Source organism: Corynebacterium sp. TUM25015, from assembly GCF_056393505.1.
The window spans coordinates 1,325,802-1,338,299 of record NZ_CM150783.1; the positions used below are offsets into that span (position 1 = coordinate 1,325,802).

The 12,498-nt window shown below is 60.2% G+C and carries 8 protein-coding genes; 4 read left to right on the forward strand and 4 right to left on the reverse strand.

The annotated features are described in order from the left end of the window. Positions 1 to 7 precede the first annotated feature (7 nt). From AC06DS_RS06045 to AC06DS_RS06055, 3 genes are all read right to left on the reverse strand, one after another. Positions 8 to 1,915, reverse strand: coding sequence for an ABC transporter ATP-binding protein (locus AC06DS_RS06045; RefSeq protein ID WP_477100217.1), 1,908 nt, complete (start codon positions 1,913 to 1,915; stop codon positions 8 to 10). Between the two features lie 11 nt (positions 1,916 to 1,926). After that, entirely contained in the window at positions 1,927 to 3,093 is a 1,167-nt protein-coding gene (locus tag AC06DS_RS06050; protein WP_476728377.1) for a MalY/PatB family protein, read from the reverse strand. Between the two features lie 168 nt (positions 3,094 to 3,261). After that, positions 3,262 to 4,689: a carboxylesterase family protein gene (locus tag AC06DS_RS06055; RefSeq protein ID WP_476728366.1), complete on the reverse strand. Its 1,428-nt coding sequence runs from the start codon at positions 4,687 to 4,689 to the stop codon at positions 3,262 to 3,264. On the opposite strand from AC06DS_RS06055, the gene AC06DS_RS06060 reads away from it, so the two are divergent. Continuing rightward, positions 4,688 to 6,877: a M3 family metallopeptidase gene (locus AC06DS_RS06060; RefSeq protein ID WP_477100218.1), complete on the forward strand. Its 2,190-nt coding sequence runs from the start codon at positions 4,688 to 4,690 to the stop codon at positions 6,875 to 6,877. The two genes, AC06DS_RS06055 and AC06DS_RS06060, sit on opposite strands and share 2 nt — an antisense overlap. A gap of 9 nt (positions 6,878 to 6,886) precedes the next feature. After that, positions 6,887 to 7,144, forward strand: coding sequence for a hypothetical protein (locus AC06DS_RS06065; RefSeq protein ID WP_477100219.1), 258 nt, complete (start codon positions 6,887 to 6,889; stop codon positions 7,142 to 7,144). Positions 7,145 to 7,233: 89 nt separating this feature from the next. Here AC06DS_RS06065 and AC06DS_RS06070 read toward each other — a convergent pair whose 3' ends face one another. Continuing rightward, positions 7,234 to 9,402, reverse strand: a complete 2,169-nt coding sequence (locus AC06DS_RS06070) for a 4-alpha-glucanotransferase (protein ID WP_477100220.1) — start codon at positions 9,400 to 9,402, stop codon at positions 7,234 to 7,236. A gap of 323 nt (positions 9,403 to 9,725) precedes the next feature. Here AC06DS_RS06070 and AC06DS_RS06075 point away from each other — a divergent pair, with 323 nt between their 5' ends. Then, the gene (locus AC06DS_RS06075) at positions 9,726 to 11,564 is read left to right on the forward strand and encodes an AMP-dependent synthetase/ligase (protein WP_293791390.1); all 1,839 of its coding nucleotides are present in this window, start codon (positions 9,726 to 9,728) and stop codon (positions 11,562 to 11,564) included. Between the two features lie 122 nt (positions 11,565 to 11,686). Further along, positions 11,687 to 12,493, forward strand: a complete 807-nt coding sequence (locus AC06DS_RS06080) for a hypothetical protein (RefSeq protein ID WP_477100221.1) — start codon at positions 11,687 to 11,689, stop codon at positions 12,491 to 12,493. Positions 12,494 to 12,498: the final 5 nt, after the last annotated feature.

Sequence of the window (12,498 nt, forward strand, 5' to 3'; positions counted from 1 at the left end):
TCCCAGGCTACTCCTCCGTGTCGTCGTCTTCAGACGCAAAGTCACTGAAACCGAAGCGCTTCAACCGTGCCCGGTCGGCGGCGGAGGAGGAGCTGGTGAGTTGCAGCAGCTCGTTGTAGATGCCACCACTGGTCGCAAGTTCCGCGGGGGAGCCGACTTCGCAGACATGTCCCTTGTCTAGTGTGACGATCTTGTCAACGTCGGCAATTGTGGACAGGCGGTGGGCGATAACGATGGTGGTGCGTCCGACCATCAGCTCATTCAGCCCGGCCTGCACCACGCGCTCGGCCTTGGTATCAAGCGCGGAGGTAGCTTCGTCGAGGATCAGCACCGGAGCGTCTTTAAGCATGGCTCGGGCAACGGCGATGCGCTGCTTTTGACCACCGGAAAGGCGCAGGCCGCGCTCTCCAATGAGAGTGTCGTACCCGTCCTTGAAGTGCATGATGAAGTCATGGGCGAAGGCGCGCTTGGCCACGTCCTCGATCTCCTGATCCGTGGCGTCGGGCTTTGCATAAGCAATGTTTTCCCGCACCGTGCCCGAAAACAGGGCAGGCTCCTGGAACACCACACCGACAGAGCTGCGCAGTTCGGCTGCCGTCATGTTGGCGACGTCCTTGCCGCAGACCCGGAGCTGTCCCTCGGTGGGGCGGTAGAGGCCTAGTAGGAGGTTAACGAGGGTGGATTTGCCTCCGCCGGATTCACCGACAAGTGCGACCTGATCACCCTTGTTTGCCTGGAAGCTGACCTGGTGGATGACAGGCTCGCCCTTGATGTATTCGAAGCTGACGTGATCGAAGTCGATTACCGGGCCATCTGCTGGAGCGGAAAGCTGCGGATGCACCGCATGATCCACGTCCTCCTGGGAGACCAGCATTGGTCCACCTGGGCGGGCGGCTTCCAGCAGGGGAGCAGTAGCCGAGGGCTCCTCCAGCTCCTCCATTGTTTTGAAGTACTCGCGAGAACCGGCGGCAGCGCGCTGGGCAGTATCGACCATCCAGCTCATCATTCCGGCAGGCTGGCGAGCCATCACTACGTATTGCAGCAGCAGCACCATGTCGCCGAGGCTGAAGTTGCCGTGGAGAGTGCGCCAGAACAGCATCAGATAGATGGCGAAGAAGATGATGTTCATCCCGCCCATGCGCAGAATGTCCATAAAGTGCCACCAGCGTGATTGTTCGCGGGTGAGCTGGATCGTATCGGCGAAGTGTTTTTGGAATAGCCGCAGCTCGCGCAGCTCGGAGACGAAGGACTTCACCACCTTCACCTGGCCGATGACCTCGGCGAAGCGCCCTTGGGCGACGTCGATGTGCTCGTTCTTTTCCTTTTCCCACACCATCCACTTCTTGGAGGTCAGCATCGTCAGATACAGATAAAGGGGGAAAATAAACGCCAGCAGCAAGGCCAGTGGCCAGTAATAGAGTGCGGTGATTACCAGGATCATGCTGACGGTGATCAGCATGGAAAAGAAGTTGTTGGCGAAGGATTTAATGAAATCCGTCAGACCCAGGATGGAGCGATCCAGCCGGGAGATGATTGTGCCCGTCACCTGCTTGTCGTAGTAGCCCTGAGGTAAGGCCAGCAGCTTGGCGTAATAACGGTTGGAAAGGATCTGCCGCATTCGCATCGCCATAACATCACCGAACCAGCCGCCGATGTTGTGGATGATGGTGTTGGCCAGCTCTACAGCCAGCAGACCGACGGCCAACCAGATGACGGTTTTTGTCGCATTCTCAATGGCAGCGTCGGAAGCCCCGCCGCCCCCGACGGTATCGACGATGGTGTCGGTGGCAAGCTTCACCAAGAAAGGTGTAGCCAAGGCCAGACCTGCGGTGACGATGCTGGTGATCATCACCACGATGTAGAAAGGCCAGAGTTCCTTCGTTGAGCGCAGGATGCGGCTAAAAGCTTTAATCACACCTTGCCAAGTTAATTGTTCACGTTGGCTTTAGCTAATTCAGCTAATTCGGTCTCAGCGAAATTCCCGATGCGGTCTAGAGCCTCGTTCAGGATTTCCCGGGAAGTACCGAAATTGATGCGCACATGGCCTGCACCTTGCGTGCCGAACATGGAGCCCTCGTTGAAGGCCACCCGCGCCCCTTCCAGCAGCTTCTTGCCTGGTTTTTCATTCAGTCCTGGAACATCGCGGAGGTCTACCCAGAGGAGGAAGCTGGCCTCGGGGCGGATGAACTTCGCGCCGGGAAGTACCTCTGGCAGTCGGCGCTCAAGCAGATCGAGGTTGCCCTGCAGATACTCCAGTTCGCTGGCCAGCCAAGCCTCGCCGTCTGTGTAAGCAGCCTCGGCGGCCACCTGCCCCAGGGTGGAAGCAGAGCCAGTACGCAGCGGGCTGACCTTAGCCATCACTTCGCGGTCGTCCGGGTTTGTAAAGATCATCTGGGCGCAGTGCAGGCCCGCGGTATTCCAGCCTTTCGACGTTGCCAGTACCGTCACCGTTACCCGTGCGGCGGTATCACTCAGCGACGCGAGGGGAGTGTGTTTGTGCGGTGCATAAACAACCGGTGCATGGATTTCGTCGGAGATCAGCCTCACGTCGTATTTGTCCGCCAGTTCCACCAGCTTCTCCAACTCTTCGGGGCGCCATGCGCGCCCCAGCGGGTTATACGGATTGCACACGATCAGCGCGCCCACGCCCGCAGGGTTCGCGGTGCTGGCAAAGGCCTTTTCCAGTGCGGCGAGGTCAAATGCCCACTCTTCAGTTCCCTGTTTCTCTACCTTGGTCATCGCGACCTCGACCTTCGGTCGGTTTACGGCACTTGGCACGTCGAAGAACGGGTGATAACTCGGCACGGGGACGATTACATCGGAGCCCTGTGGCGTCAATTCGTCAATGGCCGCTGCCACGCCTTTAACGACATCGGGTACTAGTCGCACCCATGCCGGGGCGATCTGCCAACCGAAGCGGCGATCCAGGAAGCCCGCTAGAGCCTTCTGTACCGAACCATTGCGGCGCTCGTAGCCGAAGTACTCGCGATCCACGCCCGCCTGGATGGTCTGCTTGACGGCGGGACAGGTGTCGAAATCGGTTTCGGCGACCCACAGGGGCAGTACGTCCTCGTCGTAGACGGTCCACTTCATTGTGCCGCGGGCGCGGAGAGTGTCGACGTCGTGGAAGGTGACGTCGTTGGGGGAGTGTGGGGAGCCCTGAGAGCCATTCTGGGGATCGGTGTTTGAGGAGGAAGCGTTCATGGCTATCCACCCTAGCACTCTAGACCGAGCTGTCTAGTATGGTTCTTGTTTTGCTAGCTAATTGTTCGGGTAGAGCTCCGGATAATCCTCACGGATATCCCGGTAAGCATCTTCGGCTACCTCACAGGTCACCTCACCGCGAGCAGACGCATCCGTATCGAAGCGCCGCACGTTTCGCTTCTTCCCATAGGTCTCCCACTCCGGATCCTCTCCGCGGGCGAAGCGCGCGACGATCCCGTGAAACTCCGTTGCCAGCGGTTGCAAGCGCTCGGGCGCGGATTCGCCGCAGAAATGCTTCACGGCTTTCGGGGAGACGTTGAGGGCGTCAAAAACCAAAGGCAGATCCGCGCAATGCCATGCCGATTGGCTCCCGTGAAACTCATAGGCCCAGGTCGTGTCGCGCTTCGCCTCCATGATCGCTACGGCCCAGCGCTTAATCATCGAATCCCCGATGGCCATGCCCATCGGATGCGGTGACGCCCATCGCGCCCGTGCCTGCAACGCTCGCTCAAAATAAAGAGCCACGAGCTTGGCAGCTTGCCGCACCAGCGGGTTCTTGGAACGCAACCTTCTGTCGACCGTACGGGCAGTGGGCATTTGCACAAACTCCTCGCGCAAGGTGCCGATCAAAAGGGGGATATCGCGCATCGCCTCGGGGCGGAAGGGGTATGGTCCCACAGCGCAGTCCGTGCCGTAGATCCGGGCATATCTACGGTATGCACGCTGCAATTGGGCAGAGGAAAGCCCGCCGAGGTGTTTCCTGGTCAGCGGGCCCCCGAGAACCGCTCGCGCCACATGTTCGCGGCGTGGCCAACCTACCCGTGGAAAGCCTGGGCTTAGGATCACGGCTCGATGCACTAGGTTGGTCGTGCGGGAGTTGCATAAGGTCCACGCTGCCAGTGCTCCGCCGGCGGACTGTCCCATCAAGGTCACTTGATTTGGATCACCCCCGAATGCAGAGATGTTGCTACGCACCCACTGCAAGGCGGCGACGATGTCCTCTGCCCCGCGGTAGTACTCCGGTTCGGTATTCGGGTCCGCAAAACCATCCACGTCGGCCGGGTGATCCTCGTCCAGTAGTGGCAAAAAGCCCTCCAGCCGGTAGCGGTAGTTCACGCTGACGAAAACACAACCATCCTCGGCAAAGCGAATTCCCTGGTACCACGGGTCATCAGCGTGCCCTTGCTCATAGCGACCACCGTGGATAAACACGATGACGGGCATGTTCGCGGTGGAACCAGGGGCGCTAGCCGGACAGGAGATAGATAGGGATTGGCGGGTTGAGGTGGTGGAGGAATGGGCGTCTAAAAAAGAAAAAGAAGGGGCAGTACCCGGTGGGGCGAAACGATCGCTTGCTGCATAGGGGATGGCTTGGAAGCGCAAGACGGAACCGACCCCGGAGTCAATGGCATAGCCGCGCACGGTGCCTTGATTGATGGCCACATCAACGTAATCCATGGCCTCCAGGTTAGAGTGGGAGACCATGGATTACCTCCAAAACGCTTCCGAACTGCCATATGAATTGCCGGACTTTGCAGCCATCAACCTCGCCGAGCTGGTGCCTGCCTTCCGAACCGCGCTGGACGACCATGCGGCGGAAATCGCAGCTATAGCGGATAACCCCGAGGAACCCACGTGGGAAAACACCGCGGAGGCATGGGAGGCATCTGGTCAGATGCTGCAGCGCGTGCTGGCCATCGCATTTAACTACGCTGGTACGAATGCCACCGACGAAGTGCGCGAGATCGAAGCGACGATAAGCCCCGAGTTGGCACGGCACTTCAGCGAAATCTGGCTGAACCGGAAGCTATGGGAGCGTATGTGCGCTTTGCCGACGCAGCCAGAAGGTAGCGAAGAAGAGGCTCTGCTGCGCGAGTTGAAAAAGCGCTTTATCCGCGGCGGCGCAGAACTAGACGACGAACAGCGCGCAACTCTGCGGGACATTGATACAAAGCTGGCCGAGCTGACCACTTCCTTTGGCGCGCAGCTCCAGACCGCCACTGAGTCAGCGGCGGTGCTGCTGACAGATGAGGCCGAAGTTGCGGGACTCAGCGCGGCGGATAAGGAGTACTTTGCCAAGGCTGCTGCCGAACGCGGGGAAGAGGGCTGGCTAATTCGCCTGGGGCTGCCGAGTGTCCAGCCAGTGCTGGAATCTCTCGATAACCCAGCAGCGCGCGCAAAGGTGCACGAAGCATCACTGAATCGCGCAGCCGGTGGCGGTAACGAAGAGACGCTACTGCAGATTGTTCGCCTGCGCGCCCAGCGTGCCGAACTATTGGGGTTCGCCAACCACGCAGAGTTCGTCGCCGCAGCAGAAACCGCAGGAAGCCTGGCCGCGGTCGAGGAGTTGCTCAACCAAGTGACGCCCGCTGCTGTGGCGAATGCTCAGGGTGAGTTCAAGCGAGCCGCAGACAAGATGGCTGTAGACACCATGGCCATCAGCGAAGCGGAAGGCGCGGCACACAACGCGAACACAACGGGGCTCGGCGGAGCCGACTGGCCGTATTGGGATGCCAAGCTGCGCGCCGAGGAACTCGCCGTGGACGACGCGGAGCTGAAGAAGTACTTCCCGCTGGAGCAGGTGCTGGTGGACGGTGCCTTCTTCGCAGCCAAGCGTCTCTACGGCATCGACGTGCGCGAACGCCCCGACCTGGCCGGTTACGCGCCGGGTGTGCAGGTGTGGGAGGTTACAGAGGGCACAGAAGACACAACGGACACAGAAGGCACAGAAGCGCCTGTCGGCATCGGCTTGCTACTCACCGACATGTACGCCCGTCCCACGAAACGCGGCGGCGCGTGGATGAACTCTTTTGTTGAGCAGTCCAACCTGCTTGGCCAGGCTCCGGTGGTGGTCAATGTTATGAACATTGCCGAGCCCGCCGAAGGCGAGCAAGCACTGCTGACTCTGGACGAGGTGCAAACCGTGTTCCACGAGTTCGGCCACGCCCTGCACGGGTTGCTGTCCGACGTGCGTTACCCCACCCTCTCTGGCACGAACGTGCCCCGCGACTTTGTGGAATTTCCCAGCCAGATCAACGAGAACTGGGCTCTGGAGCCTGCCGTGCTGCGCAACTACGCCCGCCACGTGGACACCGGGGAGGTCATCAGCGACGAGTTCGTCGCTGCCATCCGCGCACAGGCCAAGTGGGGGCAGGGCATGGCCACGACCGAGTTCCTGGCTGCCTGCTGGCTGGATCTGGCTTGGCACAAGCTCTCCGCAGCGGAGGCGGAAAAGCTTGCCGCCACCGATGATGCATCTGCACAGGTTGAATCCTTCGAGGCCGAAGCGTTGGAAAATGCTGGGGTGGATGTCAACGGAGCCCTTGCCCCGCGCTATCGTTCCACCTACTTCAACCACATTTTCGCTGGTGGCTACTCGGCAGACTATTGGAGCTACCTCTGGGCTGAGGTGCTGGACGCGGATGGTTTCCAAGCGTTCATCGACACCGGCGCCGCGGTCGGGGAGTCCAACGCTGGGGATCACGGCGCTGGGGATGCCGACGCCACCACCGACCTCGATGCAGACGATGTCCGCTTCGCGGGCGAACGCTTCCGTCGCATCATTCTTTCGCGCGGTGCCAGCATCGACTTCGAGGATGCATTCTGGATGTTCCGTGGCCAGCAGCGAAGTGTGCAGCCGCTTCTGCAGCGCCGCGGACTGAGCCAGGGGTAGGCGTCACAAATGATGGAATGGCTGATCAACGCGCCGGTATGGATACAGACGCCGCTGGTTTTCCTGGCGCTATTCGTTGTTTGCGCGGTGCTGGCCTTAATATGGCAGATGATTGCGCTGCGGATTTTCCCCTCCAACGCGGAGGAAGATCGCGTGCACGGTGCGCTTTCCCCCCGCGAATTGTGGGCAAGCCGCAGTAGCGCGCCACTGCCGACCGAGGCAGGTAGCACGACAGACGAAGAGCACACTCGCGGGCAGGAGGATTAACCAGCTATGAAACACCACTCCAAGGTGCGCCAGGCTCTGGCATTGCTGCTGGTTCTACTGCTCGTAGCCTGGCTAGCAACCAGCTTCTTTTAGTCTTCACCGCGCGTAGCGGCCAGCACCTCGCGCGCCAGCGGCATGTCCGCCAGATCCTCCACCAGCACCGGATTGCCCTGCCCATCACATAGCGGCACACGCCAATTCGGGTAAAGATCCTGCGTAGTGCCCGGCTGGTTTTGTGCACGCACATCGCCGACCAAGTCCACCAAGGCCGCGCAACGCAACAGCGAAGGCGTCTGTGCAATATAGCGGTGCATGGCGCGCAGGATATAGGACACATCCGGGCGGCGTTCCCGACCGTGCCGGGGATCGTCCAACTCCTGGCGCAGCTCGTTCAGGAAGTATTCCTCGCACTCCATGCCATGGAAGGCACCGTGGCGGGCGATGGTGCCCAGTACGTCGACCTGCCATGCCGCATCCTCCGCAAACTCGTCGTCCGAGCTGCGGGTTAGCACACCTAATTCCTCGCGCAGGTTGATGTGTCCGCCGCGCAGATAGCTGGCGGTGGGCGGCAGGTCGTGTGTAGTCACGGAGGTTAGGCAGGTACGGCGGTAAGCGTCAGGTGACTTCGCCCCGTTGGCGTCGCCTTCAAACCACACGATCGAAGTGCCCATCACGCCACGGCTGGCCAGGTAGTCCTGTACCCATGGCTCAAAAGTTCCCAGATCCTCACCCACGACTACAGCACCGGCGCGGTGGGCTTCCAAAACCAGCGCTCCGACCAGCGCCTCATGGTCGTAGGTGACGTAGGTACCCAGGGTGGGCGATTCCATCCGTGGGATCCACCACAGGCGGAAAAGCCCCAGAACGTGGTCGATGCGGATACCGCCGGCAGTGCGCAGGATGGTGCGCAGCATGTCGCGCCAGGGGCGGTAGCCTTCCTCCGCCAGCTTCCACGGATGCCACGGTGGCTGGGACCAGTCCTGGCCTTGTTGGTTGTAGCCATCCGGCGGCGCACCCACGCTAGCGCCCGGCGCCAGCACATCCGCCAGAATCTGAGCGTCCGCGCCACCGGGGTGCACGCCCACGGCCAGATCGGCCATCAGGCCAATGCTCATATTTTCGGTGAGGGCATTTTGCGCGTGCAGCTCCTGCTCCTGGCAAAGCATCTGCATCCAGGCGAAGAACTCGCTGGTTAGGGCTGGATCATTAGCAGCGCGCTCGCACCAGTTCGCAAAGCCGACTATTCCTTCACCTTCTCGTTCGATGAAGCTGCGTAGTTGTTCAGCACGGTCGTCGCCGATGCCTGCGGTGTACAGCAGGTGCAGGGCCTTGATTTTGGACGCCACTACGGGGTCTCGCTCCAACAGATCAGCGGAGTGGTTGCGCTTCTTCAGCGGGGCGGCAAGCTCCGCAATTGTTGCGTGCAGCTCGGGGTGTGCAGCGTACTCCGGCGTGTTTTCTACCCGGATGTAGATCGGGTTGGTGTAGCGGCGAGTGGTAGGCAGGTAAGGGGAATCCTCCACCGGGGGAGCAGCCTCCGCCGCGTGCATGGGGTTCACCAGCACAAAGTCCGCTCCGCCGAGTTTCTGCAGGGATTCCCCCAAAGCTTCCAGAGTGCCGTAGTCGCCGACGCCCCACGCATCCTTGTCGCGCAGAGAATATAGCTGTGCCATGACACCTGTTCGCGGCGCGTCAGGCAGTTCCAGGGATTGAGGCGAAACCAGCAAGGTGGAGCGTGCCTGAGTGGATTCAGCCTGGGCGGTGATTTCGTGCCAGCCTGCGGGGAGGGCAGGCATCTGGAAGGTGGCGGTGCCGAAAGTTGTCGCGCTGGCCTCACTGCCCACTGTGATGGGATCTACCCACTCGTTGAGCTGTTCGAGGTCAATGGTCTCGCCCTCTTCGGTATGGATTTGGACCTGTAGGGATTCGCCGTCGATGCAGTGGACATGCAGGGTGCGGGGTCGGTCTGCAATGGCGGTGATGGTGGGGGCGATCATGCGGCTATAGCGGGAGCGCAGTAGATCCTCAGTGGCGGCTTGAACTGCACTTTCGGTGAGATCCGAGGCATTCTCGGGCAGATTCAGACCTAGTTCGCGCAGAGCGAAGAGAACCGTGCTGCTAGCCACCTCCACTCGCTGGCCGTTTTGGCCGATGTACCAGGTGGCTACGCCGCATTCGGCGGCCAATTCGTTGAGAATTGCATTGACGTCGGAGGCGTTTGTTCCGCCGGGTTCCACAGAGCTAGTCACATCTGCCATTGTGCAGGGTAAGAGGCGCTTCTTCCACTCTTTTTCGTAAGAACACCTAGAGGCACCTGGAGGCACCAACTGGAGGCACTAAAGGGGAAACAAGCGCGTTCGCTTATATGCGCCCCTAACTGCGCCTGTAGGTAAACCCGTCGTTGTGCCTGTAGTGTGACGGGGTATTTTTATAAAGGTTCAGCGTGATACACACCACTCATATATGGTTGTAGAAGTATTAATCACGTAGAGCGCGTGGGTTCTCCACCTCGAGATTATGCCCGCGTTTCGCGTAAAAACCCAGGTCAGGCAACTGTCAGGATATGAGCAAAGGGAGCAGCATGACGGAGTACACCTCTGAGGCCCTATATACGATCGACGAGCACGAGACCTGCCTCTCGGCAGTGCGTGATCTTGGAACACAGTCCCCAGATGGGGTGCTCTTCAAGCGTCCGCTGAACTTCGAATGGGTAGACGTTACCGTTGCCGACTTCCTGGATGATGTTTACTCCGTAGCCAAGGGTCTGGTTGCCAACGGCGTAGAAGTTGGCGATCGCGTGGTCATCATGTCCGACACCCGCTATGAGTGGACCGTTTTGGACTACGCCATCTGGGCCGCCGGTGCGATCACCGTGCCGATCTACCCCTCGTCTTCCACCTCCCAGTGTGAGTGGATTGTAGGGAACTCCGGCGCCAAGTTCGCCATTGCAGAAAAGTCCGGCCACTTCACTCGCCTGTCCACTTTCGTCAAGGATGGCGACCGTCCAGAAGGCGATACCTCCGCGCACCTTAACCGCGTGCTGGAGATCAACAGCGGTGCCATCGACATCCTCGTGAACGACGGTAAGGAAGCCGGCATCCAACAGGACGTGTTGGAGGAGCGCATTGCCAACACTCGCGATTCGGATGTCGCCTCTATCGTTTACACCTCCGGCACCACGGGTCGCCCAAAAGGCTGCAAGCTGACCCACCACAATTGGCTGGCAGAAGCCCGCGCTATCCTGACCCACCCGGTGGGTCGTGCCGCCGCATTCGGTTACCGCAAGCTGACCTTCCTGCCGCTGGCTCACGTGTTCTCTCGCGCTATGGCACACGCTGCCACCGTCGGTGGGGCAACCCAGACGCACTGGAGCGACATGAGCACCCTCGTTGCGGAGTTCCAGCGCACCAAGCCGAACCTGATCTGCTCTGTGCCGCGCATCTTTGAAAAGGTGCACGCGGGAGTGAAGTCCAAGGCCACTGAAGGTGGTGGCGTCAAGGCCAAGATCTTCAACTTCGCAGAACGCGCCGCAGTCGACTACTCGCATGCTCTCGACACCGACGAGGGGCCGACGCTAAAGCAGAAGATCAACCGCGCAATTGGCGACAAGCTGGTCTACTCCAAGGTTCGCGAGGCCATGGGCGGCGAGCTGGACTACGCCATTTCCGGCGGTTCTGCGCTCAACCCGGAACTCATGCACTTCTTCCGTGGCGTAGGCCTGAACGTTTACGAGGGCTACGGCCTGACCGAGTGCACTGCCGCTGCCTGCACCAACTTCGCCCCGGACAACATCATCGGCACCGTCGGCCGCCCGCTCGGTGGCATCACAGTGAAGATTGCCGAGGATGGCGAGGTTTTGCTGAAGGGTGACATGGTCTTCGCCGGTTACTGGGAAAACGAGGAGGCCACCGCCGAGTCCTTCGACGAGGATGGCTTCTACCGCACCGGTGACCTCGGCAAGCTGCTGCCCACCGGCCACCTAAAGATCACGGGTCGCAAGAAGGAGATCATCGTCACCGCCGGCGGCAAGAATGTCTCGCCCGGCCCGATGGAGGATATCCTGCGCTCCGCTCCGCTGATCTCCCAGGCCATGGTTGTCGGCGACGACCAGAAGTTCGTTGGCGCCTTGATTTCCTTGGACGAGGAAGCCGTCAAGAAGTGGAAGGAAAACAACGGCATTGCCGAAAACGTTTCAATCCGCGAGCTGGCAAAGAACCCGGTCCTGCGCTCCGAAATCCAGGACGCGATCAACGAGGCTAACTCCACTGTCTCCCACGCAGAAGGCATTAAGAAGTTCCGCATCGTCCACCGTGACTTCACCGAGGACAAGGACGAAGTGACCCCGTCGCTGAAGCTAAAGCGTTTCGTAGTTGCCAAGAACTTCGCCGACGATATCGCATGGATCTACAACTCAAAATAAGTTAAGAAATCCGCCCTAAGACACCGGCCACGCCTCCGCGCGCGGTCGGTGTTCGTGTTTTAAAGTTGTCTGCGGTATTAACCGAAACATGGGCTTTGACGGGCTCGGGGAGAGGAGAACGCGTGCACTACGATGCTGCCCTGCGCGTTCGCGAGCTCACCCAAAATATCTATGACATCGGTGACGAGATCGCCGACCACATCAACCATGTCTCCCAGGCCATAGCCGATTGGGATGCCGACCTGGTCGAGGATTGTCTCCTTGAATTGGAAGAGATCGTCGCGGAAGGGCGCGCCGAAGTCCGCCCTGGTCTCTCCGAACTCAACGGTCTGCGTCAGGCTTTCGTCTCTGGCGTGCGGGCGGGCAGCATGTCGGGCATCACGCGCTCCCGCACTCCGCGTGCCCTCGCCAGTACAAGCAGCGGAGACTATCCGCACCCCGGGCGCACACTGAGCTTCATGCACAAAAAGCCCGGTACGTCTGCTGCGTCGGCTCGTCGTTCTTTTGATGACGCCACCACCTCCGCCGCCTCCCACTCCAGTGCCGCGCAACGTTCCTTTGGGACGGAGGATGCCGAGGTATCTGCCGACCAGGCTCCAGCGACGATGGCCTCTACCGCTTCCTGGCGCATGTGGCTGCGCGAACGAGCCGAGCACATCCGCGCGGATCTGCGTGAGGTGGAAGAGTGGGTGATCAACCAGACCCAGTGTGCTTTGGAATCGCAGTCCGTTTTGCTTCCTCAGGTGTATGTAAAGGCGGAACAGCGCACGATCGAACTGGCAGCCAAGTGGCGTGAAGTGATTGCTCGCCAACCGGAGTTGGCTGCGGGGATGCGCGGTGAAGCTCCGCCGGAGTTTTTGGAAGAACGCGCGCGAATCGAGGAGATCGTTGGCCGTCTACAGCGCCGCAAGCGCGGCACTGCTGTGTAATTTTA

Coding starts and splice junctions, on each gene's coding strand:
- AC06DS_RS06060 (WP_477100218.1), top strand. CDS start 4,688: ATGGATTACCTCCAAAACGCTTCCGAACTGCCATATGAATTGCCGGAC.
- AC06DS_RS06065 (WP_477100219.1), top strand. CDS start 6,887: ATGATGGAATGGCTGATCAACGCGCCGGTATGGATACAGACGCCGCTG.
- AC06DS_RS06070 (WP_477100220.1), bottom strand. CDS start 9,402: ATGGCAGATGTGACTAGCTCTGTGGAACCCGGCGGAACAAACGCCTCC.
- AC06DS_RS06050 (WP_476728377.1), bottom strand. CDS start 3,093: ATGAAGTGGACCGTCTACGACGAGGACGTACTGCCCCTGTGGGTCGCC.
- AC06DS_RS06075 (WP_293791390.1), top strand. CDS start 9,726: ATGACGGAGTACACCTCTGAGGCCCTATATACGATCGACGAGCACGAG.
- AC06DS_RS06055 (WP_476728366.1), bottom strand. CDS start 4,689: ATGGTCTCCCACTCTAACCTGGAGGCCATGGATTACGTTGATGTGGCC.